Source organism: Nannocystis punicea (assembly GCF_026965555.1).
Taxonomy (GTDB): domain Bacteria; phylum Myxococcota_A; class Polyangia; order Nannocystales; family Nannocystaceae; genus Nannocystis; species Nannocystis punicea.
In genome coordinates this window covers 4,327,060-4,353,036 of the sequence record NZ_CP114040.1, presented here as the reverse complement: position 1 = coordinate 4,353,036, position 25,977 = coordinate 4,327,060, and the positions used below count along the sequence as shown (strand labels likewise).

The window sequence follows — 25,977 nt, the reverse complement described above, 5'->3', positions numbered from 1 at the left end:
TCGATCGGAACTGCGGTCGTCGACGCCGATCGACGCGCCGCGGGGCGGCTGCGGCCGTTGCGTGGCTGAACCGGCCTCTGCCCCTGGCTCCCGCCGCTCCTGATTCCTGACATGTCCCTTGAGACATATTTTCCGATGAAGCTCACGCCGCCGAGGCAGAGCTACGCGGGAGGCTCGTCTTCGGGCGACCGAATTGCGACGCGACGAATGCTGCAACGACGGCGTCTGCGATGAGCTCGCGGAGTGCGACGCGGGCGTCGACCCACAAGAGCGCGTTCGGGATGTACGCACCCATCTGGATCGCGGCGACGCAAACATTCGCGAGCGCGGCGCCGATTATGGAGAGCCTGTACACCCCGTTGCCGGCGCCGACGATGTGGCCTGCCGGCCGCATCGACAGTCCAGGCCCGATGCGCGTTTTCAAGCGCTATAAACACTTGCAAAACCGCCAAAACCCGCGAACACTGTCGAGATGCGGAAGGATTACGAGCGTCACACCCGAAAATTCTGCGCCGAATTGTTCGCCTGCCTCGGTCTCGCATGGGCTTCGGGCTGCGGGCCCGAGAAAGACCCGGGCACGGGCAGCGACACCTCGACCGACGAGCAGGCCGCGACGGATGGCACTTCGACCACGACGGGCGACGCCTCGACGACGAGCGGCATGCTCGACCCGCCCAGCAGCACGTCGGGCACCTCCGGCGGCAACCCCGAGAGCTGCGACCCACCGCCGCCGCCGATCGAGTCCGAGGATCCCGGCATGTTCCTCGACCAGGATTACATGTGCTTCCCGCGGCCGATGGACTGGGCGACCTGCCCGCGCTTCAACACCACCGTGGTCCTCGAGCAGCTCAACCCCTGGGACTCATGCCACTACGAGCCCTTCCAAGTGCAGTGCGGGCCGGATGCGACGCCCGACGAGCCGGGCGCCTGTTGCTACTTCGCTACGCACGGCCTCGAGATGTCCTGTCCGGGCCGGCCGCTGACGGTCCACGGCGAGGCGCGCACAGCCCCTGCGGTGCACCGCAGCGAGTGGTCGAGCGCCGACGTGCCGGTGCTCCGTGAACTGCCGCCAGCGACCCGTGCAACGCTGGCGAGCGCCTGGACGGCCGCGGCCGCTGCGGAGCACGCCTCGATCGCCTCGTTCGCCCGCTTCGTTTTGCAGCTCCTCGCCGTCGGAGCCCCGGCGGAGCTGGTCATGGCGGCCCAGCAGGCGATGGCCGACGAGATCGTCCACGCGCGCGCCTGCTATGCCCTCGCCGGCGCCTACGCGCAGCACCCGATCGGCCCCGGTCCGCTCGACGTGACCGACGCGCTCGGCCCGACCGACCTCACCGCGGTCGCGGTAGCGACAGTGCGCGAGGGCTGCATCAACGAGACGCTGGCCGCGCTGGCCGCGGAGCTCGGCAGCGCCCACGCCCAGGACCCGACGATTCGCGCGACCCTGGCGCGGATCGCCGCCGACGAGCGCCGACACGCGCAGCTCGCCTGGCAGTTCGTGCAATGGGCGGTCGCGCAGAGTCCGGCGACCGCGATCGCGGTCGCCCTGACATTCGCCGAGGCGCAGTCGGGCCCCGCGCCCGGCACACGCGACGAAGACGCCCTGCTCGCACACGGCCTGTTGTCGCCGGGTACCCAGCACGAGCTGACCGCGGTCGCCCTGCGCGACGTGATCGCGCCGGCGGCGACCGCCGTCCTGCAGGCCTAGTCGTGGCTCGCGTTGGCCGCCAACAACAACGGCTCGCGCGAGCGGATCCCGAGCGACGTGCGGGCGCGAATCGAAGCTGTCCTCCGGGACAGCTTCATCGCTAGCACCGAACGTCGTCACTGCAGCGTTACGGACGAGCCCGGCGCACATGGGCGGTTCCTTGCGACATCCGGGCCAGGAAGAGCCCCGCCGGCGCGCAAGCACGAACACAGCCGAAGCCGCGCCACGGGGCGAACTGGAGCCTTGCGGCGCGGCCGGGGGCCGGCCTACGATTCCAGGGCTCTCTCGACGCCGCGGCCGGTCCATGCCGTGCATGGTGGCAAATTGGTAGGGCGGACCTCGCCTCGGCTTGCTCCGACCCGATTAACGCCTGACGGTCACGCCCCAAGGCGCCGTGAGAGTCCTTTGCTCAGGGGCCCCTCGCCCGCCGCAGCGGCCGTCATTCGTCGCTCCGCGCCGCCTCGTCCCGCACCGCGAACACCTCCGCGAGCCGCTGCAGATCCGCGGCCGTCTCCTCGCCGGTGAGCCCCAGCGCCACGAGGGTGACCCCATTCGTCCCCTGCCCGCGCTCCTCGCCCGCCTGCCACGGCCATTCCTCCAATTCCAGCGTCCAGTCGGTGACGTGTGCCTCGTGCACCCAGCGGCCGCGGCCCGCGAGCCGCAGCGCGTGGGCGGGCTCGGGCCAATCCTCGTCCCCGCGGTCGAACACCAGCGCCCCGTCCGGCACCTCGGCCCACGCGACCCGGTCGCCGACCCTGAACGCCCTCTCGGTCATGGGACCTCGGCCATCAACATCAACATCCCCCACCCTCGCCCTCAGCGCAACATCACCGCGCGCACCGCGTCCGGCTGGTGGCAATCGTGGATCGGCGGCGGGCCCTGCAGGTTGTCGAACACCGAGGCGTCGACCGCGAACACGTCGGCGCCGTCGCTCGTGACCGGGACCATGTCCTTCCACGGGTACGGCGGCATGTAACACATCCCCTGCGAGTATTCGTCGACGTTCCACGCGCCCTGGCAATCATCGGCCGGCCCGTGGAAGCCGGTGCACAGCTCGAGGTCGGTGTGGAAGTAGCCCTTGAGCTGCGCCTCCTTGTACACCACCGGCAAGTACGAGCACGGCATGTCGTCGCCGAGCAGGATCGCCGCGGCGTCGGTCAGCAGATAATCGGCCCCGCCGCAGTCGATGCGCATATCCACTGTCTGCGGGATCAACTGCTCGATCGTCGCCTTCGCCGCACGGAAGCGCATGGCCCCCGGCTGGTCGGTGTTGACCGGCGTGTCGGCGAACAGCGGCGCCCCGATCGGCTGCTGTCGCGGGCTGCGCTCGACCACCGTCCAGCCGCCGCCGGCCGTCAGCATGTCGCAGTACAGCAGCAGCGGGGGCGCCGGATCGCCGCCGTCGAGGTCGAGCAGGTACGCGCCCGACGTCGCGTTCGGGGCCCAGTCGTGGACGTCCAGGCACGTCCTCGGCACCTTGCAGTCGATGCAGCCGTCGTCCGCCAGAGCGTTGCCGTCGTCGCACGCCTCGACCCCTGCCTGCATCAGAGCGTCGCCGCACTTGGCCGCCGCGCAGGTCGTCGTGCACGCGCCGTCGTCGGCGTTGTCGGCCCCCTCGTCGCACTCCTCGCCGCCGTCGACGATCCCGTCGCCGCACACCTCCATCACGAACGTCATCCCCGTCGAGCTCGTCGACGTCGTGGTCGTCGTCGACGGCCCGGTCGCCTCGGTGTCTGCTTGCTCGGTGGTGGTCCCGGGCCCCGGGGTCGCTCCGCTCGTCGTCGTCGGCAGCACGCCGCTCGTCACGGGCTCGACCTGCGTCGTCGCCTCGCCCGACCCGCTCCCGGTCGGCAGCGGCGGCTCCTCGAACCACGGGTTGCGGTCGAGACACGCCGTCGACCACGTCGCCGCCACCGCCACGCCCGCTCGAACCACGCCCGCCCGCATCCTCTCCGGTGTAGTCGAGCCCGCTCACCTCAGCAATTTCCGAAGTGCGCGCACTCTCGCCCATCGGGCGAGAATGCGCGCACGACCGCCCGCGCGGCGACGGCGCGGCTTGACGCTGCCGGCCCCGGGCGGCCATCCTCGCGGTGAGGGGCCGCCACGTGGGCGGGCGTCATTCATCTTTGGCGAAAATGGTAAACGCGTCAGATTACGAATCTGGAAGTTGCAGGTTCGATTCCTGCATGATCTACGGCACCTGTCGGGCGGCCCCTCATTGACGAATCAGCGCAGCAAGATCTGCCGCACCGCGCCCGGCGTGTGGCAGTCGGCGCACTGCGGGTCGACCGCGAACGCGTCGGTCGACATCGCTCGTCTGCTCTGCGGTCTCAGCCTTTCAGCGCGTCGACGATGATCGGGTTGCCGGCGACGAGCTCATGCACGAGCCGGTAGAAGAACGGCGGCACCTGCCGCGCGGCCGCCTTCTTCGGGTTCCAGAACGACCCTGGCAGCTCCATCTCGCCTGTCCGCGTGTCGCTAGCGACGACCGAGCCGTGCTCATCGAAGACCGTTGCGACCAACTCCCACGTCACCGTCGGCTCGATGTACGTGTCCGAGTGGAACTCGCGGATTGTCACCGCGAGCGCCCGGCGGGCCTCGCTCTTGTGCAGCCGCGCGGGCAGGTTGAGCCCAGCGGGGCCGGGATCGACGACGACGCGGAAGCCCGCCGCCTCGAGGTCGCGCTCGACCGTCTCCGCGACCACCGCTGCGAACGGCTGCCCGTCTTTGGTCTTCACGCTGTACGGAATCCCGGCCCCGCTGCGCAGCTCACCGACGAACGACGGTCGCTCGTCGCCCGTCACGACCTCAGGGCGCCGATCCTCCGGCATCAGCAGCAGCACGGTCGCCCCGGCGCCAAGGTTCGACCTTTCCGCGGGACGGTAGTCGAACTCGTGCACCGCCCCGATGACGCATGAAACGAGGGTGGCGCACCAAAGGATCATGAGGACACGACAGACCCAGCGCATGTCGATTCTTGGGCACTGCTGCGGCCGGCGGCGAGCTCAGCTGGTCATGCAGTACGCCAGCAACAGCTGGCCGGCCCCCCGCGCTGACCTGGGCGAGGTTCGGCGTGCCGCCCGTCGCCACGAACGCCAGCGCGCAGGAGCCGGCGCCGCCGGCGACCGCGACGCCGACCGGGGCGCCAGCAGCGACGGGGAACTTCTTCCCAACCGCGCCCGACAGCTGCGTCGGTCCGCGGGCGAGCGTTCATCCTGCGGGTACGGGCCTGGCGCGCGTTGCTGCGCGGGAACGGGCGGCCGTGAGCGTTTGGCGCTGCCGAGCCTGTGGTAGGGTCCCGAACATGGCGCTATTACCTCGAGCTCAGGCTCGTCTTGTTGGCCTCGTTGTCCTCGCTGATGCGTGCTTCTACAATCCGCAGGGGAGCCCCGGTTTGAGCTCTGATTTGAGCTCTGATACGAGCGTCTCGACGTCGACCGTCCCAACCGCGTCAGGGGACGCGACAACCTCGCCGATTACGACCACGAGCACGACATCACCGATCACGACCACGAGCACGACATCATCGAACGCGAGTACAAGCACAAGCACAAGCACAAGCACATCGGAATCGATCGAGACGACGAGCGAATCAGAATCGAGCACGAGTACGATGGGCAATACGACCATCGTGGGTAGCACTGGCGACGCGCCCAGGTGGGCAGACGACGTATACCCCGTGGTCGTGCAGGGCAACTGCGGCTGCCACCTGCAGTCCTCTGGGGGGTTGACGATGACCAATGCCCAGGACTCATGGCAGAACCTGGTCGAGGTCTACTCGACCCAAGCCGCGGGCTTCAAGCGCGTCGCCGTTGGCGACTCCGCCAACTCGTACCTGGTGGCCAAGCTCAAGGGCATCGCCGGCGAGGTGCCGTTCAACGGCAATCCCGCGCAGATGCCGAAGGGGGGCGCGCCGCTGTCGGCGGACACGATCGCGTTGGTCGAGGAATGGATCGATGGGGGCGCCGCGCTGTGACAACAGCGCCTTGACGTCCAACGCCAGCGCGACTGGGCGCGGCCATTGCGACCAAGCCCGCCAATAACCTGCCCGAGTCGGGTCGGCTGGACCAGGTGACGGGCAACCACCATTCGGTCCAACTTTGAAGTCGCCCGCCAGCGACGGAGACAGGTAAACCATGAAGGACCGCGATTTTGCGGTTCGATTCCTGCATGATCTACGGCGCCCGTCGGGCGGCCCCTCATGGACGAATCAGCGCAGCAAGATCCGGCGCACCGCGCCCGGCTTGTGGCAGTCGTGGCCGCTGTCGGCGTACTGCGGGTCGACCGCGAACGCGTCGGTCGACATCGGCGTGATCGGCTCGTGGTTGACGGTGTCCCACGGGTACCCCTCGAGCCCGCACTGGGACTGAACGTGCTCGTCGATGCTCCACGCGCCGGGGCACTGGCCGTCGTTGACACCGTCGAACATCGTGCACAGCTGCACGTTCGTCCGCGTGTACCCCTTCAGCTGGGCCTCCTTGTAGAGCACCGGGCCGTAGTTGGTGCAGTCCGGCGCCGGGAGGTCGCCCAGGAACAACGACTGCGGGGCGGTCAACAGGTAATCGGCGCCGCCGCAGTCGAGCCACATCTCCATCGAATTGGCGGCGACCGTGCCCATCGCCCCGCGCGGCAGGCGGAACCGTGAGGCCATCGGATCGCCGAGGTTCACCGGCGCATCCTTGTAGAGCGCGATGCCGATCGGTTGCGCCAGCGGGCTGCGCTCCATCAACGTCCAGCCGCCGCCCTTCAATGTCATGTCGCAGTACACCGGGATGAGCGGCATCGGCTCCGGCCCGTCGGCGTCGACGTAGTGCTTGCCGGTGTTCGCCTGCGGGTCGTTGTCGAGGATCTCCTTGCAGGTGTGCGGGACGATGCAGGCGACGCAGCCGTCGCTCGGATCGAAGTTGCCGTCGTCGCACTGCTCCACGCCCGCGCGCACGAAGCCGTCGCCGCACGCCGCCGTGGTGCACTGCGTCGTGCAGGCGCCCTCGTCGCTGTTGTTGGGCCCCTCGTCGCACTGCTCGGGCCCGCCGAGCATCCCGTCGCCGCACTGCCACGGGTCGCCGGTCGAGAACCACTCGGTGTCGCTGGTCGACAGCGGCGACGTCGTGCTGCCCTCGGTCTCCGTCCACCCGGTCGTCCCCGTGGTGGTGATGGTCGTCGTCGTCGACGTCGTGGTCGTCGTCGTCGACTCCGCGCCGGTCGTGCCCGTCGTCGGCGGCTCGGCGGTCGTGCCGCTGATCGTCACGCTGCTGGTCGCGCCGCCCGAGCCGGTGGTGGTCGGCTCGACGAACCACGGGTTGTCGTCGAGGCAACCGGTCACCAGCGCGGCGACGACGACGGTCCCGGCGGTCCACTCGCTCCGACTCATGCACATGCTTTCGGTGTAGACGACGCGCTCGCCGCCAGCAATCGCCGTCCGCACGCGCCACCGCACATTCGCGCGCTTTCGTGCGGTCGGCGTCGGCGCGGCCTCAGCGGAGGTAGATCGAACGGATCGCCCCGGGCTTGTGACAGTCCGTGTTCGGATCGCTGACCTTCGGGTCGACCGCGAACACGTCGGAATCGAGGACCGTGATCGGCTCGCTGTCCCACGGCACGAGCGACAGCCCGCAGCTCATCTGCTCGCTCTCGTCGACACGCCACGCGCCCGGGCACTCGCCGTCGTTCACGCCGGTGAAGCCGGTGCACAGCTCGATCGGCGCCTTCTTCACCGCGCCGAGCTGCGCCTCGATGTAGACCACCTTGTCGAAGTTGAAGCAGCTGTCGCCCATCGCCTCGCCGGCGAACAGGTTGTCCGAGTCCGTCCACAGATGATCGGTCCCGCCGCACTCGATCCACATGTCGTTCGAATGCTGCTGCACGACATCGAGCGCCGCCCGACTCATGCGGTAGCGCGGGTTCTCCGGGTCGTTGATGTTGACCTCGAAGTCCTTGAACAGGGCCAGACCGATCGGGTCGCCGAACGGGCTGCGCTCGACGCGGGTCCAGGCGCCGCCCTTCAGCGTCATGTCGCAGTAGACCGGCACGAGCGGCCCCTTGGCGTCCGGCTGGAGCATGTAAATCCCCGTGGGGCTGCCGGGAGCCCGCGACAGCACTTCGTGGCACACGTGCGGCACGAAGCACTCGACGCAGCCGTCGGCCGGGTCGTCGTTGAGGTCCTCGCAGTACTCGTCGTAGTTCTCGTAGTTCTGGATCAGCCCGTCGCCGCACTTGGCGAGCGTGCACCCGCTGGTGCAGGCCGCGTTGTCCGCGTTGTCCGGCCCGTTGTCGCACTCCTCGTCCGGCGTCAACTCGCCGTCGCCGCAGACCCCGAGCTGCATCGTCGTCGGATTCGTCGTCGGATTCGTCGTCAGCGGGTCGCTCGTGCCGAGCGTGGAGGTGCTGCCCTCGGTCCCCGTCGGCGAACCGGTGGTCCCTTGCGACGTCGTCTCCGGGTCGGGGGTCGGATCTCCCGTCGACATGCTCGCGCCGCCGGAGCCGCTCGCGGTCGGCAGCGTCGGCTCCATGAAGTCGGGGTTCCGGTCGAGGCAACCAGTCAGCGCCGCGGTAGCGACAATCCCCGCGCTCGCTCGCCACACACGCCCGTGCGCCACCATCCCCTCCTGTGTAGACGAGGCGCTCGCCGCGGGCAATCGCAGCGTGCAGCGCGAAACTGCGCCGCGCATCGCTCGCCGGCGCGCACTCGCCACTTTCACGCCCGCGTCTTTCGGCGCTAGCCTTTGCGTGACCACCGGTCGAGCTCGCCGCCGGATCTTCGCCGTGAACAACAAGACGCCGGACACGCTGCGCGAATCCTCCGACACGCTGCGCGGGGGCGAGGCGATCGACTCGACGCTGGTCGCCGCCTCGCCGGCGCAGCTGCTCGCGCCGCGTCCGCGCGAGGAGCTGTACGAGACGCTCGACCGACCGCTCGAGGACTCGCTCGCCGAGGCGCGCGCGGCCACCACCCTCGCGCTCGATCAGACCCGGCCCTCGCACCCGGGCGCGCTGGTCGGCCCCGTGGCCCCGCCGCCGCACTTCGGTCGCTTCGCCGTCCTGCGCACCCTCGGCGAGGGCGGCATGGGCGTCGTCTACGCCGCCTACGACGAGGAGCTCGACCGCAGGATCGCCGTCAAGGTCCTCCGCGACGCCGCGCAGGACCCCAACGCCCGCGACCGCATGATCCGCGAGGCCCAGGCGATGGCCCGGCTGTCGCACCCCAACGTCGTCCAGGTCCACGAGATCAACGAGCAGAGCGGCCAGATTTACGTCGCCATGGAGTTCGTCAAGGGCCTGACCCTTCGGGCATGGCTCTCGGAACAGGCGCGACCGTGGCGCGAGATCCGGGACATGTTCGTGCAGGCCGGGCGCGGCCTCGCGGCGGCGCACGCCGAGGGGCTGGTGCACCGCGACTTCAAGCCCGACAACGTGCTGATCGGCACCGACGGGCGGGCTCGCGTCGCCGACTTCGGCCTGGCCGGGACCGCCGGGCAACAGCCGCCCGCCGCCGCCGACAACAACGACAGCGTCGCCCTGCGCGTCGGGCGGCACAACGCCTTCAGCACCTCGCTGACGATGGCCGGCACGATCATGGGCACCCCGGCGTACATGTCGCCGGAGCAGCACTGCGGCGTCGCCACCGACGCGCGCTCCGATCAATTCAGCTTCTGCGTCGCGCTGTGGACCGCGCTGTACCGCCAGCCGCCGTTCGCCGGCGACAACCTGCTCGACCTGGCCGAGAGCGTGTGCGGCGGCCACCTGATCAAGCCGCCGCCGAGCGAGGTGCCGGCCTTCATCCGCGACGCGCTGGTGCGCGGCCTCGCGACCGATGCCGTCCAGCGCCACCCGTCGATGGACGTCCTGCTCGACGCGCTCACCCGCGACCTCGTCCTCGCGCGCCCGAGCCGGTGGCGCGGCGTCGCGGTCGCCGTCGCCGCCGCCGCAGTCGCCGCCGTCGCGGTGTTGTTCGCCACCCGCGAGCGACCGCCGACCCCCGAGGAGCTGGCCCACATCGGTCAGCTGGCTGCCGACGCGCGCGCAGCCGGGGCCGAGGCCCACTGGGTCTACCCGTCGGCGTCGGCTCCCAAGGACACGTCGATCCTCCACGTCGTCGCCCTCAACCGCACCGAGGGCCCCGCCGAACGCCCCGCGCGCGACGAGGCCCAGAAGCTGCGCAAGGAGTTCGCAGACACGCTCGCCGAGCTCGGCGACACCTACTGGAACACGGACGCCGGCAAGCCGTTCGCCCGCGACTTCTACTCGCAGGCGCTGGTGTTCCAGCCCGACCACCCGCAGGCGCGCGAGCGCGGCCTCTACACGCCCGGGCAGATGGCCGAGCTGCTGGCGAAGGCCGAGCGCGGCGAGTTCACGGCCGCCGACGTCGCCGCCGCCGAGCTGCTCGAGATCCTCGCCGACCACGACCGCGGCCACCGCGACGAGCGCCTGCGCCGGTTCGTGCGCGAGCGCGGGGCCGCGTCGCAGATCGAGCTGCTGGCCGCCCTGCTCGGCCCCGACGCGGTTCGAGATGTCCCTCCGGACATGCCCGAAAAGCCAGCCGAACCGCCGCCCGCGACCACGCCCGAGCCGCCCGCGGAGCCGCCGGTGGTCGCGGTCGCGCCGACGCCCGAGCCGGCCCGCCCGCGCCCGGGCAAGAGCGACGCCAAGACCGACGCCAAGACCGAGCCCAAGGCGACCCCGCCGACGCCCGCGGCCGAGCCCGAGGAGCAGCTGGCGCAGGCGGCCCAGGACAGGGCCCGCTCGGACGAGCTGACGCAGGAGGGCGAGGCGGCGCGGCGGCGCGGCGACTTCGCGGCCGCCGAACGGGCGTTCAACCAGGCGCTCGCGGCCTACAACCGCAACGGCGCGGCGCTGATGGGCCTGTCCGACGTCGAGTTCGACCGCGGCCACTTCGAGCAGGCGGTGGTGTTCGCCGAGCGCGCGGTCAAGGCCGAGCCGAAGAAGGGCGACTTCCGGATCCGCCTCGGCGACGCCTACTTCAAGGTCCTGCGCTACCCCGACGCCAAGGCCCAGTACGAGAAAGCGGCCGAGCTCGGCCACGCCAAGGCGGCCGGCCGGCTCGACAAGGTCAAGGAGAAGATCGGTGGCTGAAGCCATGGCCTCTCGGGCATGTCCTTTAAAACCTGTCTCTACAGACATGTCATTTATGAGCGTGCTCCGAAGGACATGTCCTATAGTCCATGTATTCTTGGCCATGTCGCTGGCGGCCGCGCCCGCCGCCGCCCAGCCGGCGGCGAGCGCCCCGGCCCCCGCCGCGCCCGAGGCCGACGCGCCGAAGCTGGCGATCGCGCCGATCGTCATCAGCGGGGCCGACGATCCGCTGCTGGCCTCGCAGCTCGAGCAGGACCTGCGCGGCGGCCTGGCGCGGGGGCGGCTGCAGCTGCTCGACGCCGAGGCGGTGGCCCGCGCGGCCGCCGGCCCGTGCAGCGACGACGCCTGCCTCGAGCGGCTGCGCGACCAGCTCGGCGCCGCCTTCGTCCTGCGGGCCCAGGTCACCGTCAGCGACCGCGACTACACCCTGCGGCTCGAGCTCGTCGCCACCCGCGACCTCGGGCGCGCGGCCGAGAGCGAGCGCGGCTGCGAGCTGTGCGGCCTGGCCGAGCTGCGGGCGCTGACCGCCGATCAGGCCGCGCGCCTGCTGGCCAAGCTCGACGCCCTGGCCAAGCCGCCGCCGACCTTCGAGATCGCGACCACCCCGGCCGGCGCGCTGGTGTTCATCGACGGCCAGCTGGTCGGCGCCGCCCCGGTCGAGCGCGCCGTGCTCGAGGGCAAACATGTCGTTCGGGTCATGTCCGAAGGGTACGTCCCGGAGGAGCGCGAGCTGGTCGCAGTGGCCGGCCTGCGCGAGAGCCTGCAGGTCGACCTGCGGCGCACGCCCGAGACGCTGAAGCTGCGCGGGGCCGGCTGGGGCCTGCTGTTCTCCGGCATCCCGCTGCTGGCCGCCGGCGTCGGTCTGCTGGCGATCGACGGCCGGGATTACCACGGGCGCTGCGACGGCCGCGACGTCGACCTCGCGGGCCGCTGCCGCTTCGTGTTCGACACCGACTGGGGCGGCGCGGCGCTGCTGGCCGCGGGCGCCCTGCTCGGCACCGCCGGCACGATGCTGCTCCTGCGCACCCGCGACCGCGGCAAGACCCGCCTGCGCGCGCGTCTCGGGCCCACCTACATCGGCCTCAGCGGCGCATTCTGAGCGATCGGGCGTAATCGGCGACACAGCCGAATTGTCGCACCTGCGCCGCCGACACCTGTCCGATCGACGTTCGTGGCCTGACGCCGCCGCGCCGCCGCGAAACCGCCGCCGCCGCTCCGACGACCTGCTCGTGGCCCAGGTCATCGTCGCCGGATTGCCGCCCCCGACGGTCCGCCCAGACTTGGAGGCGAGCCCACGTCGGCGAGTTCGTATGATGTCCATCCGCGATTCAGCAGCGCCCCCGGTGCCGGCCTCGCAGCAATGCGCGCCGGCCTCGCGGACGCCACGCTGCGCCCCGGCCGGACCTCGGCGACGACCGACCCCCGCCTGGCGATCGCGGACGTCCTGGCCAGGCCACCGCGATCGCTACGAGTTTGGGCGCCGCCGGTGTCATCGCTGCGCGTGTCGGGCTGACGCGCAGCGGCGCACCGGCGGCGTCCGAAGCCCGGCTCACGCGTCGGCGGACCGCGGATCGAGGCTCAGCGCCGCCGCGCGATAGGCCCGCAGCTCGTCGATGCGCGGGTCGTCGGCCAGCCGCGCGAACAGCTGCCGCGCGTGCGTCGGACTCGGGAAGTTGAGGCTCACCACCAGCTGCTGCTGCACCTCGGCCGGCATGTCCTCGAAAGTGCGGCCGAGCCGCTGGACGTCGATCGCCCCGCGGATCTGGAACTGCTCGCGCAGCGCCTTGGCCCGGCTCTCGCCGACGTACACGAACAGCAGGGCCTGGTCCTGCCAGTCGCAGATCCGCTGCAGGTTGAGCGACGAGTTGAAGAACAGCCGCGGCACCGGCACGAACGCCAGCGCGTGCACCGAGGTCACGTTCTCCTCCTGCAGGCGCTGGCTGTCCTCGGCGCCGACGCCCTCGATCACCCGCAGGCCGATGCCCGGCTCGACGGCCTCGACCTCGGTGCCGAGCAGCGCGGCCGCGCGGTTCGACACCGCGATGAAGGCCCGGTCGCCGAGCAGCCCGACTGCGATGCCCATGGCGATGCTCGCCTGCGCGGTCTTCGGATCGGTGCTCGACACGGTGAGGCACGCGAGCAGCCCGCCGCTGACCACGCACAGGCCGAACGAGCGGGCCGCGTCGGCGAACGTGCGGGTGGTCGCGTCGTAGCCGGCGATCCGCACCAGGATCCGGCCGACCGACAGCATGAACGACGTCGTCGCGGTGCTGAGCACCGTCCACGCGACCCAGATGTGCCAGGTCGGCAGCTCGCCGCCGAGGTTGGGGAACAGCTGCGACGGCGGCAGGTGGATGCCGAGGATGCAGAACGCCAGCATCGCCGACGCCAGCAGGCCGAACACTCCCACCTGCGGCAGCAGGCCCGACTCGTAGCGCATCTGCGCCCGGCCGCGCTCGTAGGCCCACGTCGCCTCGCAGCGTTCCTTGACCTCGACCGGCAGCGCCGCCTCGCCCGGCGCGTCGCGGCACAGCAGGTTGAAGTTCCGCCGCGAGAAGCGGAACAGGATCATGCGCGCGACGATGTGCAGCATCACGTTCGGCAGCGCGACCAGCACCGCGAGCAGCAGCGGCACTGTCTTCAACGTGACGAGCCCGAGCGGCGCCACGGTGCCCTCGCCGATAACCCCGTCGAGCGACGCGTAGGTCGACACCAGCAGCGCGAGCCAGGCCATGAACGCCATCAATCGCGCCCAGCCGTACGTCATCGCCGCCGCGAGCAGGCGATAGAACCCCTCGCGCGCGCGGTTCTGATGCTCGGCCGCTTTCACCCCGTCATTGTCCGCGGTTTGGCGCGGCGAGGAAACGCGCACGGTCGCGCGGCCCACGACGCGCGAACGCATTCGTCGGGCGGATACGAGCGCCGGCGACTCGACGGACTCGGACTGCGATCATTGACGGGTCGGCGCGAAATGCGAATGACTCAAAGATCATGTCCTGAAAGACATATCATCGCCCGACTCCTGCGGACCTCTCCCCCCAGCGCCGAAGGCACACCCTCGACCTCGAGCCGTGCCCCGCCGCGTCACAAGAGCAGCCGTCCCCACGAGCCATCGCCGGAGCACCCGCCCGACCGGCGACCCGGCGTGCCCGGCGAACAGCCGAGGCCCGCGCCGACGTCGGCGACGGGTGAAAAACGCCTAGCCCTGGACCGTCTCGCGCCACCGGCGAGGCGCCGCGCCGCAGCGGCCCCCGTGGGCAGGAATAAGCTGCTCGAAGAGGAGCGTTCGACCCCCGCGAGCGGCCGGTCGAGCGGCCTCGCAACCCGAGGTCGACCATGCACCGACGCCAGGCCCTGACGACCCTCCTCCTTCCCGCGGCAGCGAGCGCGTGCGCCAGCCGGACCGACGAGACGCGACAGGACAGCGTGGGAGTGCAGCTCCTGAGCGAGTTCTGGGCCAAGGTGTACAACCCGCCCCCGGACTTCGACACGATCGACAGGCTCTGCACCGAGGACTTCATCCTCACCACGGCAGGCACGGATGTCGTCGGGCGCGCCGCCTTCAAGGAGTGGGTGCGCTCGTTCAGCGCGAAGATCCGCGAGCTGCGGCTGACGAGCCGCGACATGTTCGGCAGCGCCGACGGGACCCGCGTGGTGTCGCGCTGGGTCGTCACGGGCTTCAATCAGGGCATCCTGAACACGCCCCCCGACGACCGGCCGATCGAGTTCACCGGCATCGCCGTGTGGGAGGTGCGGGACGGCAAGCTGGCGCACAACTGGGTCGAACGCAGCGCGTACGAGCTCGCCCAGCGGCTGGCCCAGCCGGCCCCGCCGGGCCCGGACCCGCGCTGAAGTCCTGCGCTCGTCGCCGTCGACCGGTGTCTCCTGGGTTGCCGCCGGGGCCCCTCGCTGGGGGCGCGAAGCGACCAATGTCGCACGATTGACAGCCCGCGCAGGTCGCGACGAATTGAACGCACTGCCATGACTTCGCCTCGCTCGCCTCTCTCGCTCCTGATCGCGCTGCCGGTGCTGCTGCCCGCGTGCAACGAGCCCGGCGCCGACACCGACGGCTCGGCCTCGTCCTCGACGGACGCATCGACCACGAGCTTGCCGCCCGACCCGACCGAGGAGTCGCCGACCGTCACCGAGAGCACGACCGGTTGCGACGACTTCCTCTACGACCTGGAGGTCACCCCGCTCACCGCCGACGAGGCGGTCGAGTTCGTCTCGGTCGCGGCGCTCAACTCCAAGGCCGCGCTGGCGCTGGCGGCCGATGGTCGACTGTTTCGCCCCGACGAGGGCGGAGTGTTCCACGCCCTGGCGCTGCCCGCGGAGCCGGCCCTCCGCCGGGTCGAGCTGGCCGACGCCGACACCTGGATGGTCGTCGGCGACGGCGGCGTCGCCCGGCGCAGCGTCGACGGCGGCGAGACCTGGACCCCCGTCGATCTCGGCACCGAGGCCGCGCTGCGCGACGTGGTGTTCTTCAACTTCCTCGTCGACGGCGAGTCGTCGCTGCACGGGGTCGCCGTCGGCGACGGCGTGATCGTGCGCTCCACCGACGCCGGCGCGACCTGGCAGCCGGTCGCGCTCGCGCCCGCCGCCACCGGCTCGTTCCACGCGGTCACCGGCAGCCCGCTGGTGGCGGTCGGCGCCGGCGGTCTCGCGCTCCTCAGCGTCGACGGCGGCGTCACCTGGGGTCCCGTCGACACCGACACCACCGACGACCTCGTGCAGATCGCCGAGGTCTACGACGAGGCCGCGATCGTCACCGCCACCGGCAAGGTGCTCCATCAAGCCGGGAGCGGCAGCGAGGCCTCGTTCTACCCGGTCGAGCCTGCGACCCCGGTCGTCGGCATCACCCGCGTCGACAACATCCTCGCCACCCTCCACGACGACGGCAGCCTCGGCAGCTGGCCCGAGTCCGACATGCTCGCCCCTCCCACGACGGTCGGCCCCGGCGCGCGCGTGGTGTCTCGCGGCAACGCTTCGGGCGCCCTGGTCGCCGGCGAGGCCGGCCTGCTCGCGTTCGTCACCCTCACGCCCAGCGGCGCGTGCAAGGTGCAGCAAGACCCTTGAGCGGCCCTCCGCGCCTGGCATTCCCGGGCCGCGTCGACGATCTGTCCCAAGGACCATCCGCGGGCGGCCGAACACCGCCGTCCCGACCTGTCCTTCGGGACTCACCGGGTGACCCCGGGTCGCGTCGAGGGCCCTGTCCCATGGACCCGCCGACGAGCGCCCGTCCGACCTGTCCTTCGGGACTCACCGGGTGACCCCGGGTCGCGTCGAGGGCCCTGTCCCATGGACCCGCCGACGAGCGCCCGTCCGACCTGTCCTTCGGGACCCACCGGCGACCTCGATCGCGTCGACGGCCTGTCCCATGGACCAGCCTGCGGGCGACCGCTCCGACCTGTCCTTCGGAACCCACCGGCGACCTCGATCGCCTCGAAGACATGTCCCATGAGACAGCCTGCGAGCGACCCGAACACCGCCACCGCAACCTGTCCTCCGGGACATCGAAGCCGCCGCCCGCGACGGCCCACGCTCGCGCCCGCTGCGACGCGGCGCACAGCGACGACTCTCCGGAGCCTCGCGGCCGGCCCCGCGCGCTGGCGCTGGCGAACGATCGCGCCCACCTTGCGGCGATGTCGCCCGCGCTCGCCCTGCTCGTCTCGCTCACGCTCGTCCGCCCGGCCGCGCCTCCGCCCGCGCGCGAGCTGCCGCCCGCGATGCCGCTGTCGGGGCTCGGCCTGCTGGTCAGCGCCGGTGTGGCGGGCGGCCTCGGCCTCACCGCGCACGTGTTGCGGATCGGACTCCTCCGCCGCGGCTGCAACCAGCAGTTCGTGTGGCCCGAGCTGCAAGTCGCCGTGACCAGCTGCATCGACGAGTCGCTGCGCTACCTCGGCTACTCGACCGTCGCGCCGATGTTCAACCTCGCCGCCCTCGGGCTGGCGGCCGGCGGCGGCACGGTGCGCGGGCGCTTCTCGGCGTGGAACCGGGCCCGTCACGACCGCCGCGAGCGGACCGCCGCGGCCTACCTCGGGGCCGGCACCGGCCTGCTCGCGGTCGGCCTGGCGACGTACATCGGCTCGCGCGTGGCCCTGTGGCGCGACAGGTTCGGGGCCGAGACCTGCCGCCGGGAGGGCCAGCTGACCGCGGACTGCGTGCGCGATCGCTGGAGCACCTGGCTGGTGCTGACCGCCACCGGCCAGGCGCTCACGATCGCCGGCGCCGGGCTGCTCGCCTACGGCGTGTCGTACGTCCGCGGCGCCCGGGTGTCGCGGCTCCGCGACCTGCGGATCGAGCCGAGCGTGTCCGGCCGCTTCGTCGGCCTGACGGTCGCCGGCCGCTTTTGATGAAGGATATGTCCGCCAGGACATGTCTGCTCGGCCCTGTCGGTCCGGGCATGCCCCTTCCGACATGCCCGGACGGACAACCCGGCACCGCCGCCCTCCAGCGGCGGATCGCCGCCCGCCGGGCCGCGACGGCGCGCGGCCGGACCTGTCCGGAGGTCCCGCTCAGCGCCGGCGCCGGCGGCCGAGCAGGGCCAGGCCGAGCAGCATGAGCGCCCCGCCCTTCGCGTCGGAGCCGTCGGCCGCGCAGGCGCAGCCGTCGCTGTCCTCCATCCCCGCGGTGTCGCCGGCCGTGGCCGGGCCGACGGTCGTGACCGGCCCGCTGCCATTGGTCGGGTCGGCGTTGCCGGTCGTCGGCGCGCCGGTGGTCGGCTCGCCGGACTCGCTGTCGCCGCCCGACTCGCTGTCGCCGTCGGTGGTGTCCGGCGGCGGCGGCGGCGGCGGCGGCGGCGGGTCCTGATTGATGCACAGGGTGATCGGCTCGGCCATGCCTTCGTTGCCGACCCAGTCGATCGCCTTCGCCCCGACCTCCCAGCAGCCGGTCGGGAACGACACGTTGGCGAAGTCGTACGGCTCGGCGATGTCGACCCCGCCGACGTCGTTGCCGTTGATGAGGAGGTGGACCTCCTTCACCCCGCAGCCGCCGGCGTTGTCGGTCGCGCCGACGCTGATCATCGTCGACACGTTCATCGCCATGTCGGGCGCCGTCAGCACCGTCTCGTCCGCCGGCGACAGCACGCTGACCGTCGGGCCCTCCTTGTCGGCCGCCTCGTCGCAGGCCGCCGAGCCGCAGGTCACGCTCTGGCCGCCGACCGGGCCGCCGCCGCAGCCGGTGCCCCAGTCGCCGTTGGTGACCCCCGGGTTGAGCGGGAAGCCCTTGCACCCCGGCGTCGGGTTCCACGTGCCGTCGGCGTTGTGGCACGGCGTCAGATCGATCCCGCTCTGCTGCTCGAACCAGTCGATGCCGCGGTGCATCTGCGAGTACATGCCGCCGGTCCCGCACGCGCCGCCGTAGGAGGTGATGCCGAACACGCGCCACGAGCCGTCGGCCACCTGCACGAACACCGGCCCGCCGGAGTCGCCCTGACAGCTGTCCTTGCCGTTGCCGCCGATGTCGACCTCGTTGTTGCCGGTGATGTTGTTGATCGTCGTGACGACCTCGCGCTTGACCCCGTACGGCCCGGTGTCGGCGTTGCCGAAGCCGACGATCGTCACCTGCTGGCCGGGTTTCAGGATGTCGGTCTCGCAACCCATGAGGATGGGCACGATCGGGATGTCGAGCTGCGGCTGCGACAGCTTGCAAAACGCGAAATCCTGGCCGTTCCCCGGGCCGCCGCCCGGGAAGGTTTGGCAGAATTCCGTGGGCACCTGGCGCTTCGGCCCGTTGATCGACTCGCCGAGGATCACGGCGTTGTAGCCGGACCCGCAGTGCGCCGCGAAGATGACGACCTCGGGGTGAACCAGCGTTCCGGTGCACTGGCCGAGCATCGACACGGTCGTCGGCCAGCCGCACGACACCGTGTCCACGCCGCCGTAGATCTCGGTCGGCTCGACCGGGAAGCCGAGGACATCGGGCGGCTCGTCGGCTGCAGCCGGGGTGGCGAACGAGAGGGCGACGAAGGCGGCTGAGATGTACGCTGGGGGCCTCATCGCCCTACCATGGCACTACGGCCGAGGCCTGACCAAGCGGTGGGGCCCCGTGCGTGTGATCGGGCGGTATCGCGCGAGGGGTTTGAACTCGCCGGGGAAACGCACGAGATACAGCGTTTCGATGGTCTCACGAACAACAGGTGAGTTTTGCTACCGTGGATGACCTGAGGAGCGGTGGCATGAATTTCGAGCACAGGTTGTTGCGACACAGGCTCGCTGTTGCGGGTGTTTTGGCCCTGTCTGCGGGCTGCGGCGATGACGGCACCACGGGCGGCGGCACGGCGGTGATCCCCGACACGGACACGTCGACCGAGCCGACCGGGACGACGGCCGAACCGACGAGCGGGACCACCACCGGCGGGACCACCGACGACCCGACCACCACATCTGGCGACACGACCACCGATACGACGACGGCCGGCCCGATCGAGCCGCCGGCGTACGATCAGTGGATCACCATCCCGCTCGAGGGAGCGGTGTGCGGCAACAACAGCCAGTACAAGATCTTCGTCAACTGGCACGAGGGCGCCAAGGACCTGCTGGTGATGCTCGAGCCGGGCGGCGCCTGTTGGGACTTCGACACCTGCTCCGGCAAGGCCGACCTCGGCGCCGCGCACCCCGACGGCGTCCCCGACAACCTCCTCAACGACCCGCTGACGAAGAATCTGTCCCCGCTGATGCGCCGCGACGTCGAGGGCCTCACCAAGGACTGGAACATGGTGTTCCTCCCGTACTGCACCGGCGACGTGCACACGGGCAACAACGTGATCGTGTACCAGGACCCCGAGGGCGTCGAGCCCGACCTCGAGTTCCACCACAACGGCCACAACAACGTGAGCATCGCGACCGACTGGATGGCGACCCAGTTCCCGGGCACCGACCGCCTGTTCGTCACCGGCTGCAGCGCGGGCGGGGCCGGCGCGCTCATCAACTATCACTTCTTCCGCTCGCGCATCGACGCTCAGCGCGGCTACCTGATGGACGACTCGGGCCCGATCTTCCCCAGCACCGGCTGGTCCGGGCCGCTGCACGAGAAGATCCGCTCCTCGTGGAACGTGGACTCGGTGTTCAGCGAGCTGCCGCCCGGCTACGAGATCGGCAGCGACTTCGGCGTGCTCAACACCCACCTCGCCGCGCTCTACCCCGACGACCGCCTCAGCACCGTGTTCTACCAGCGCGACTACAACTACTCGCGCTACTCGTACGAGCGCTTCTACCCGAACATGACGAAGGAGAAGATCCACGAGTACTGGGCCGAGGACACCGACCTCATGACCGCGCTGTACGACCCGCACCCCAACATGGCGTACTACCTGCCCTACTGGCGCGAGCTCAACGACAGCCACTGCGTGTCGATCATCTCGTACCTCGACACCGAGATCGAGGAGCAGGGCGTGGACCTCGGCGACTTCATCGGCACCCTGCTCGACGACGACAAGCCGCTCGTCAGCTACCGCGAGAGCGTCCAGCCGGACGAGGACAACTAGGCCCACGCGGCCGCCGCCCGCCGCGCGCGCTGGCGAACGCGCGCGCGGCCATTGACGGACGCGGGGCGGAGCCCTACGGTCGGGCCTCGGGAGCCCGTATGGACCTCAGCGGACGTTGGGAATTCAGCTTCGACCGGACCCTCAACGGGCAGCTCGCGCCCACCACAGTGCCCTCCGAGCTGATCATCATTCAGCTCGACCCGGAGCACTTCGTCGGCCGCTACGTGTTCCCCGCCGACGACCCGAGCCACTTCCAGGGGACCCTGTACACGTCCGCGCGCGGGACCCTGTTCTCGATCCGCCAGGTCAACGACAAGACCGGCTATCACGCGCTCTACGTCGGCAAGGTCGAGGGCCCGGCCAGCCTGTCCGGCATCTTCACCGACGTCGGCGGACCCGCCGGCGACGTCCGGCTGCGCAAGATCCCGTAGCTCGGCGGCGCCGCCGCGGTCCGGGACATGTCCAGGCCGACATGGTCGTTCGTTCATGAGCGAACGGCCAGGCCGGCGCATGCAGTGCGCTCACCTGTCCTTCGAGACACGCCTCTGGAACATGTCCCTCAGGACATCCCCGGCGAACGTCGCCGGTGCGGGCGCTAGGCGCTGCCGGCGGCGCGGCCGAGGCGGGCGCGCTGGGCCCGGCCGGTCTCCAGCAGCACCTCGGGCGCGGCGCCGATGAGGTCGATCGCCAGGGCGGTGAAGTCGGTCGGGGTGACGCGGTCCTGGTGGCGGACGATGGCGGCGAGGACCGCGTCGAGGCAGTCGTCGTCGACGCGGATCCGCAGGGCCACCTGGTCGTCGGAGTCCTTGCGGCCGACGGCCAGGCGGATGTGCTCGAGCGGGACGCAGGTGCCGAGCGAGCGCGACAGCTCGCGGTCGTACAGCCAGTAGCCGGCCTCGAGGTTGGCGTGGGCGCCGAAGTAGCGGCCGATGGCCGGCGGCTCGACGCGGGCGACCCCTCGCATCTGCTGAAAAAAGGCGAACCACTGCCGGGCCTCGCGCCAGTCCTGTCCGTCGAGACAGGTGACGAACCGGCCGATCCGGTCGAGCTCGTCGGCGTCGGGCTCGGGCGCCTCGACGTCGACGCCGGCGTCCTCGTCGTCCCCGTCGCCCTCGCCCGCAGCCTCGTCGCCGTCGTCGTCCTCGTCGTCCTCGGCCAGCTCGGCCGCGTCGACCCCGAGCCACTCCGCCAGCGCGGCCCGCTCGGTCAGCGCCGGCGGCAGGCCGATGTCGCGCAGCGCCACGCCGATGTTGGCGTAGCGCCAGGCGGCCGGGGCGCGCACGAGGCTGGCGAGCACCTCGCGCTGGACCTCGCCGAGGTTCGCCGCGGTCGCGCCCGCGGGCACGGCCGCGTCGGCGAACACGAGGCCGAGCAGCGCGGTCGCCAGGCCGAGCGCGTCGCGGCCGCGGACCGCCTCGAGCGCGCGCCCGAGCGCGGGGGCCAGGCGCAGGCGCGCGGCCGCGGGCAGGCGCAGGAGGCCGTCGGCCAGCGGCCCGTAGCTCATGCGCGCGGCGTTGTCGTGCAGCTCGTCGAGCTGGCCGAACAGGTCGACGTCGGCGATCAATTCGGCGAGCGCCTCGAAGTGCGGACCGTCCACCGGCGCGCCGCCGCGCGTCAGGCCGAGGCCGGCGTAGAGTCGCACCGCGGGGTGCTCGCTGATGTCGACCAGGCGCTCGCGCAACCCGTCGGCCCGGGCCGCGTCGGCGATGCAGCCGAGCGCGAACCCAGCCACCGCGCGGACCGCCGGCTCGGAGTCGTCCTCGACGGCCGCCTCGAGCGGCGCGCGGGCCTCCTCGACCGCGAACAGGCCGAGCAGGTAAGCCGCGGCGACGCGCACCGCCGGCTCGGGGTGGCCGAGCCGGCGCGCGTAGACCTCGATCCCGCGCGAGACGGCCTCGCGCGCGGCCGTGGCGGGGTTGGGCGCCGCGTCGACGTCGTCGTCCGGCGTGCCCGTGGCGAGGTGCGCGAGCAGCTCGAGGATCGCGGGCAGATCCTCCTGCGCCTCGGCGTCGAGCAGCTCGACCAGGAACGGCACCGCGGCGGGGCTCGCCGAGTACACGGTGCCCTGATGCCAGATCGTCGAGAACAGCGCGTCGAGTGCGCCCTCCCGCTTGCCGGGATGATCGCTGACGAGCGCGCGGATCAGCTTGGGCACGTCGCTCGCCTCCCCGTAGGCGTGTCGCAGGGACTTCCAGTCGATCGCGTCGAGGTTGGCGAGCACCACCGCGACCATACCCCTGCGCGCTCGCCTTGTCTGCAGCACGCAGCCGGTCGGGATCGGCCGATGGCGGGCTTTTGAACGCCGTCAACCGCGATTGCGTTCGTCTGCGCGCCCGGCGCTGCCCCGGTGATCGGCGTCACCGTTTGCACTTCCGCGGCTGCGGCGGGCTGCGTCGCCCGCCCCGCCCCGCGGTGCTACTGTGCCCGCCATGCAGCACCGCGCTCGCTCCTCGCTCCTCGCCTGCGGCCTCCTCTCCGCCGCGCTGACCGCAGGCGCCTGCGCCTCGTCGCCCGACATCATCTCGTTCCCGCTGGTCTACGCGCCGACCGAGAAGGCCGACCCCTCCAAGGTCGCGGGCCTCGTGGCGGTCCCCCCGGGCACCCTCATCTTCATCGCCCAGATCGTCGACAAGCGGCAGGTGCAGGACCCGCACCTGCTCGGGGTCAGCGAGGACGCCAACCCCGACGCCCCGGTCTACAACGCCGCCGGCGGGCAGGTCCCGACCGAGTACGTGCGCAACGTGTTCGCCAAGGAGCTGGCCGCGCTCGGCTTCCCGGTCACCGCCGACCCGCTGGCCGCGACGCACACCCTGCAGCTGCAGCTCGACCAGTTCTGGATCGTCGAGGGCAACGTCTACCAGGCCACGCTGATGGCCCAGGGCTGGCTCATCGACCGCAGCAGCACCACCCTCTGGCAGGGCCCGATCGCCGGCAAGAGCAGCCGCTGGGGCCGCAGCCAGGAGGAGGGCAACTTCCTGCAGGCGTTCGGCGACGCCACCCTCGACGGCTCGGTCAAGCTGGCCCAGACCCCCGAGTTCCGCAACGCGCTGGCCGCCGCCCCGGCCGCGCCCCAGCCGTGAGCGAGCCCGATCGCCGCGACACGCGGCCCGCCTGGCGGATCCACGGCCTCGCCCTGGCGGCGCTGGTCGTCCTGTACTTCTACGTCTTCAGCGAGGTCCTGTTCGGCCCGCCGCGCGGCGGCTTCGACCTCTCGGGCTTCGCGGCGTACGCCTCGCTGATCCTCTTCGTCGCCTACGCGATCGTGACGACCTTCCTCATGCTGTGGGTCGGCCGGCGCACCTGGGGGCCGGGGGTCATGCACGTGCTGCTGGCGGGCGGCTACATCGTCGCGGTCGTGCTCGACGATCGCGCCGCCGCGGCCCGGCGGGCAGAGATCGAGCGCCGCTCCGCGGAGGAGAGAGGCCAGCAGGTCGAGAACTGCCTGGCGGTGGAGCTGCGGGCGATCCGCGGCGCACCGCCGCGAGCGGCGATCGAGCTGTACAACGGCTGCGAGGCCTCGCTGCGGATCGCAGGCGTCGACCTCGTCGGCTTCCCTCCGGCGGGCGGCAGCCTCTTTTTCGAGAGCGAGGAGCGCGAGACAACCACCCTGCCGCCGCATCAGCGCGCGACGTTCTTGTTGCGGTCGACGTTCTCGGCCGACGCTGCCGTCGGCGACGGCTGGGACTGGCGCTTCAACCTGATCGTCGATGCGCCGGAGTCCGGCATCCGGTGCTTCACCACGCCCGGCGCCTCGGACAGCCGCTGCGTGCCGTTCCGCCGCGTCGCGCTCGACAACCGCTGAGCCCGCGAGAGGTCGTTCGAGCATGTTCTCGAGGTCATGCCCGAATGGACATGGCTGAACAGACATTCTTTTGAGGACATGCCTGAATAGACAGGCAGCGAGGCCACGCCGGCCGCGCGATCCCAGGGGGCTGTCGCCGCGCGACTGCGCGAGCTCCGCTTCAGACATGCCCGAACGGCCAGGCGGCGAGGCCCCGCAAGGACCTGTCGCCGGCCATGCGACCCTGCCGCCGCGCCGCCCTTGCGGCGGCCTCAGGCGCGGCGCCGGCGGCCGCGCAGCTCGACGCACAGCCCGCCGTAGGGCCCGCGGGCCAGCTCGAGCGCGAAGCCGTGGGCCTCGGCGACCCTGGCGGCGATGTGGAGCCCGAGGCCGCGCCCGCCGGGCCTGGCCTGCTCGCCGTGGGCGCCGCGGAAGTACCGCTCGGTCAGGCGCGGCAGCTCGTCGGGCGTCACGCCCGGGCCGTCGTCCTCGACGCGCAGGGCGAAGCCCTCGTGACCGCGGCGGACCCGCACCACCGCGACGTGGCCGCCGCGGTGGTTGTAGGCGACCGCGTTGTCGATCACGTTGACCAGCGCCTGCTCGATCAGCAGGGCGTCGCCCTCGACCCACACGGTCGCCTCGGGCACCGCCGAGACCAGCTCGACCCCCGCCTTGCGCGCCGGCGCGGTCGCCCGGACCACCACCCGCAACAGCACCGCGTTGAGGTCGATCGCCACGCGCGCCGGCGCGGCCTCGGTGGCCAGCGCGGCCGCGGCGGCCAGATTGCGCAGCAGCCCGGCGATGTGGTGGACCTCGGCGATCGCCGCGCCGGGGCCGAGGTCGCCCAGGTGGCCGTGCAGGGCGGTGAGCGGCAGCATGACGTCGTGGGTGGCGTCGACGAGGATGTCGCGCAGGGCCGCGTTGCGCCGCTCGCTCAGGGCGACGTGGTCACGCACCGCCCGGCCGACGGCGTTGAGGGTGTGCGCCAGCTCGGCGAGCTCGTCGTCGCCGCGGACCTCGATCTCGCGGCGATGCCCGCTCTCGGCGGCGTCGCGGGCCGCCGCGGCGAGCCGGCGGATCCGGGCGAAGATCGGACCGGCGACCCCGAGCGCGGCCGCGACCCCGAGGCCGAAGCCGAGGCCCAGCGCCGCAGTGCGCCCGAGCAACGGCTCCGGCAGCGCGCTGACTCCGATCAGGATCGGCGCGGCGACGACGACCAGCGCCGCGGCCAGCCGCGCCCGCAGCTTCACCGCCCGGCCTCCTCCCGCGCTCGCGGGCCCTGGCGCCGACATGTCTCTTCGAGCATGTGGAAGACGCGCCCGCCGCGAGGGTGAAGACATGTCTCTTCGAGCATGTGAAGGGCACGCCGGCCGCGATCATGAAGATATGTCTCTTCGAGCACGTGGAAGGCGCACCGGCCGCGAGGGTGAAGGCATGTCTCTTCGAGCATGTGAAGGGCACGCCCGCCGCGAGGGTGAAGACATGTCTCTTCGAGCATGTGCAAGGCGCACCGGCCGCGAGGCCGAAGGCATGTCTCTTCGAACATGTGAAGGGCACGCCGGCCGCGAGGGTGAAGACATGTCTCTTCGAGCATGTGGAAGGCGCGCCGGTCGCAGGCGCGTCGACCTGTCGCTGCGGAGACGTCATCCTCCCCGCCGAGCCCGCTCGTCGGCCGACCTGTCCCGAACGACAGGGCCTTCTGCCCGCCGCGGGGCGGACGCACCCGGGCCGCGGGGAGCCGGTCCTGGGCGTCGGAGATCACGCGCTCGACTGTCGGCCGTGGGTCGGTCACGCCGCGGCAAGCGTAGCGCCGGGTCGCGCGGGCGCAGCCCGGGGGCTCCGGCCGAGCGGCCCGCTCCCGCGCAAACCTGGCCGGCGCGGCCGCCAGAGCCCCCGGCCCGGCGGGTGCGCGGC

General features: G+C 71.6%; 22 protein-coding genes and 1 tRNA gene. 12 read left to right on the top strand and 11 right to left on the bottom strand.

Features of this window, described 5'->3' with window-relative positions; genetic code table 11:
- Positions 1 to 142: 142 nt before the first annotated feature.
- Entirely contained in the window at positions 143 to 424 is a 282-nt protein-coding gene (locus O0S08_RS16770; protein ID WP_269040163.1) for a hypothetical protein, read from the bottom strand.
- Between the two features lie 48 nt (positions 425 to 472).
- Here O0S08_RS16770 and O0S08_RS16765 point away from each other — a divergent pair, with 48 nt between their 5' ends.
- Positions 473 to 1,705 (top strand): ferritin-like domain-containing protein, encoded by a 1,233-nt coding sequence (locus O0S08_RS16765; RefSeq protein ID WP_269040162.1) that lies wholly within the window; start codon positions 473 to 475, stop codon positions 1,703 to 1,705.
- A 439-nt stretch (positions 1,706 to 2,144) separates the two neighbouring features.
- On the opposite strand, the gene O0S08_RS16760 is transcribed toward O0S08_RS16765, so the two are convergent.
- Positions 2,145 to 2,480 carry a hypothetical protein gene (locus O0S08_RS16760; RefSeq protein ID WP_269040161.1) on the bottom strand — a complete coding sequence of 112 codons (336 nt, stop codon included), beginning with the start codon at positions 2,478 to 2,480 and terminating at the stop codon, positions 2,145 to 2,147.
- Between the two features lie 41 nt (positions 2,481 to 2,521).
- A complete protein-coding gene (locus O0S08_RS16755; RefSeq protein WP_269040160.1) occupies positions 2,522 to 3,640 on the bottom strand; it encodes a fibrinogen-like YCDxxxxGGGW domain-containing protein in 1,119 nt (372 codons plus the stop codon).
- 187 nt (positions 3,641 to 3,827) lie between these two features.
- Between O0S08_RS16755 and O0S08_RS16750 the strand changes: the two genes are divergently transcribed.
- Positions 3,828 to 3,899, top strand: a tRNA-Arg gene (locus tag O0S08_RS16750).
- Positions 3,900 to 4,035: 136 nt separating this feature from the next.
- Here O0S08_RS16750 and O0S08_RS16745 read toward each other — a convergent pair.
- Both O0S08_RS16745 and O0S08_RS16740 read right to left on the bottom strand, forming a co-directional pair.
- Positions 4,036 to 4,605 carry a hypothetical protein gene (locus O0S08_RS16745; protein WP_269040159.1) on the bottom strand — a complete coding sequence of 190 codons (570 nt, stop codon included), beginning with the start codon at positions 4,603 to 4,605 and terminating at the stop codon, positions 4,036 to 4,038.
- Between the two features lie 469 nt (positions 4,606 to 5,074).
- A complete protein-coding gene (locus O0S08_RS16740) occupies positions 5,075 to 5,335 on the bottom strand; it encodes a hypothetical protein (RefSeq protein WP_269040158.1) in 261 nt (86 codons plus the stop codon).
- 103 nt (positions 5,336 to 5,438) lie between these two features.
- On the opposite strand from O0S08_RS16740, the gene O0S08_RS16735 reads away from it, so the two are divergent.
- A complete protein-coding gene (locus O0S08_RS16735; RefSeq protein WP_269040157.1) occupies positions 5,439 to 5,681 on the top strand; it encodes a hypothetical protein in 243 nt (80 codons plus the stop codon).
- Positions 5,682 to 5,915: 234 nt separating this feature from the next.
- Here the strand turns inward: O0S08_RS16735 and O0S08_RS16730 are convergent, their stop codons facing one another.
- Entirely contained in the window at positions 5,916 to 7,076 is a 1,161-nt protein-coding gene (locus tag O0S08_RS16730) for a fibrinogen-like YCDxxxxGGGW domain-containing protein (protein ID WP_269040156.1), read from the bottom strand.
- Positions 7,077 to 7,179: 103 nt separating this feature from the next.
- Entirely contained in the window at positions 7,180 to 8,301 is a 1,122-nt protein-coding gene (locus tag O0S08_RS16725; protein ID WP_269040155.1) for a fibrinogen-like YCDxxxxGGGW domain-containing protein, read from the bottom strand.
- 130 nt (positions 8,302 to 8,431) lie between these two features.
- Between O0S08_RS16725 and O0S08_RS16720 the strand changes: the two genes are divergently transcribed.
- Positions 8,432 to 10,795, top strand: a complete 2,364-nt coding sequence (locus tag O0S08_RS16720) for a serine/threonine-protein kinase (RefSeq protein ID WP_269040154.1) — start codon at positions 8,432 to 8,434, stop codon at positions 10,793 to 10,795.
- A gap of 103 nt (positions 10,796 to 10,898) precedes the next feature.
- Positions 10,899 to 11,894, top strand: a complete 996-nt coding sequence (locus O0S08_RS16715) for a PEGA domain-containing protein (RefSeq protein WP_269041850.1) — start codon at positions 10,899 to 10,901, stop codon at positions 11,892 to 11,894.
- A gap of 450 nt (positions 11,895 to 12,344) precedes the next feature.
- Here O0S08_RS16715 and O0S08_RS16710 read toward each other — a convergent pair whose 3' ends face one another.
- Entirely contained in the window at positions 12,345 to 13,625 is a 1,281-nt protein-coding gene (locus O0S08_RS16710) for a hypothetical protein (protein ID WP_269040153.1), read from the bottom strand.
- A 506-nt stretch (positions 13,626 to 14,131) separates the two neighbouring features.
- Here O0S08_RS16710 and O0S08_RS16705 point away from each other — a divergent pair.
- The 3 genes from O0S08_RS16705 (at position 14,132) to O0S08_RS16695 (ending at position 17,148) form a co-directional block, all read left to right on the top strand.
- Positions 14,132 to 14,647: an ester cyclase gene (locus O0S08_RS16705; protein WP_269040152.1), complete on the top strand. Its 516-nt coding sequence runs from the start codon at positions 14,132 to 14,134 to the stop codon at positions 14,645 to 14,647.
- Between the two features lie 129 nt (positions 14,648 to 14,776).
- Complete coding sequence (locus O0S08_RS16700) at positions 14,777 to 15,871, top strand: WD40/YVTN/BNR-like repeat-containing protein (protein WP_269040151.1); 1,095 nt, start codon at positions 14,777 to 14,779, stop codon at positions 15,869 to 15,871.
- 374 nt (positions 15,872 to 16,245) lie between these two features.
- The gene (locus tag O0S08_RS16695) at positions 16,246 to 17,148 is read left to right on the top strand and encodes a hypothetical protein (RefSeq protein ID WP_269040150.1); all 903 of its coding nucleotides are present in this window, start codon (positions 16,246 to 16,248) and stop codon (positions 17,146 to 17,148) included.
- A 162-nt stretch (positions 17,149 to 17,310) separates the two neighbouring features.
- On the opposite strand, the gene O0S08_RS16690 is transcribed toward O0S08_RS16695, so the two are convergent.
- Positions 17,311 to 18,795 (bottom strand): S1 family peptidase, encoded by a 1,485-nt coding sequence (locus tag O0S08_RS16690; protein WP_269040149.1) that lies wholly within the window; start codon positions 18,793 to 18,795, stop codon positions 17,311 to 17,313.
- 230 nt (positions 18,796 to 19,025) lie between these two features.
- Between O0S08_RS16690 and O0S08_RS16685 the strand changes: the two genes are divergently transcribed.
- Both O0S08_RS16685 and O0S08_RS16680 read left to right on the top strand, forming a co-directional pair.
- The gene (locus O0S08_RS16685) at positions 19,026 to 20,282 is read left to right on the top strand and encodes a pectin acetylesterase-family hydrolase (RefSeq protein ID WP_269040148.1); all 1,257 of its coding nucleotides are present in this window, start codon (positions 19,026 to 19,028) and stop codon (positions 20,280 to 20,282) included.
- 98 nt (positions 20,283 to 20,380) lie between these two features.
- Entirely contained in the window at positions 20,381 to 20,713 is a 333-nt protein-coding gene (locus O0S08_RS16680) for a hypothetical protein (protein WP_269040147.1), read from the top strand.
- A gap of 164 nt (positions 20,714 to 20,877) precedes the next feature.
- On the opposite strand, the gene O0S08_RS16675 is transcribed toward O0S08_RS16680, so the two are convergent.
- On the bottom strand, positions 20,878 to 22,503 hold the full coding sequence (locus tag O0S08_RS16675) for a HEAT repeat domain-containing protein (protein ID WP_269040146.1): 1,626 nt from the start codon (positions 22,501 to 22,503) through the stop codon (positions 20,878 to 20,880).
- 208 nt (positions 22,504 to 22,711) lie between these two features.
- On the opposite strand from O0S08_RS16675, the gene O0S08_RS16670 reads away from it, so the two are divergent.
- Entirely contained in the window at positions 22,712 to 23,362 is a 651-nt protein-coding gene (locus O0S08_RS16670; protein WP_269040145.1) for a hypothetical protein, read from the top strand.
- Positions 23,359 to 24,084: a hypothetical protein gene (locus O0S08_RS16665; RefSeq protein ID WP_269040144.1), complete on the top strand. Its 726-nt coding sequence runs from the start codon at positions 23,359 to 23,361 to the stop codon at positions 24,082 to 24,084. Before O0S08_RS16670 ends, O0S08_RS16665 begins: the two co-directional genes overlap by 4 nt.
- 251 nt (positions 24,085 to 24,335) lie before the next feature.
- Here the strand turns inward: O0S08_RS16665 and O0S08_RS16660 are convergent, their stop codons facing one another.
- Entirely contained in the window at positions 24,336 to 25,313 is a 978-nt protein-coding gene (locus O0S08_RS16660; RefSeq protein WP_269040143.1) for a sensor histidine kinase, read from the bottom strand.
- Between the last annotated feature and the right edge of the window lie 664 nt (positions 25,314 to 25,977).

Excerpts from the sequence above, each read along its gene's own strand:
- O0S08_RS16765 (WP_269040162.1), top strand. The coding sequence starts at position 473 with ATGCGGAAGGATTACGAGCGTCACACCCGAAAATTCTGCGCCGAATTG.
- O0S08_RS16760 (WP_269040161.1), bottom strand. The coding sequence starts at position 2,480 with ATGACCGAGAGGGCGTTCAGGGTCGGCGACCGGGTCGCGTGGGCCGAG.
- O0S08_RS16740 (WP_269040158.1), bottom strand. The coding sequence starts at position 5,335 with ATGGTCGTATTGCCCATCGTACTCGTGCTCGATTCTGATTCGCTCGTC.
- O0S08_RS16735 (WP_269040157.1), top strand. The coding sequence starts at position 5,439 with ATGACCAATGCCCAGGACTCATGGCAGAACCTGGTCGAGGTCTACTCG.
- O0S08_RS16730 (WP_269040156.1), bottom strand. The coding sequence starts at position 7,076 with ATGAGTCGGAGCGAGTGGACCGCCGGGACCGTCGTCGTCGCCGCGCTG.
- O0S08_RS16715 (WP_269041850.1), top strand. The coding sequence starts at position 10,899 with ATGTCGCTGGCGGCCGCGCCCGCCGCCGCCCAGCCGGCGGCGAGCGCC.
- O0S08_RS16705 (WP_269040152.1), top strand. The coding sequence starts at position 14,132 with ATGCACCGACGCCAGGCCCTGACGACCCTCCTCCTTCCCGCGGCAGCG.
- O0S08_RS16700 (WP_269040151.1), top strand. The coding sequence starts at position 14,777 with ATGACTTCGCCTCGCTCGCCTCTCTCGCTCCTGATCGCGCTGCCGGTG.
- O0S08_RS16695 (WP_269040150.1), top strand. The coding sequence starts at position 16,246 with ATGTCCCATGAGACAGCCTGCGAGCGACCCGAACACCGCCACCGCAAC.
- O0S08_RS16690 (WP_269040149.1), bottom strand. The coding sequence starts at position 18,795 with ATGAGGCCCCCAGCGTACATCTCAGCCGCCTTCGTCGCCCTCTCGTTC.
- O0S08_RS16680 (WP_269040147.1), top strand. The coding sequence starts at position 20,381 with ATGGACCTCAGCGGACGTTGGGAATTCAGCTTCGACCGGACCCTCAAC.
- O0S08_RS16670 (WP_269040145.1), top strand. The coding sequence starts at position 22,712 with ATGCAGCACCGCGCTCGCTCCTCGCTCCTCGCCTGCGGCCTCCTCTCC.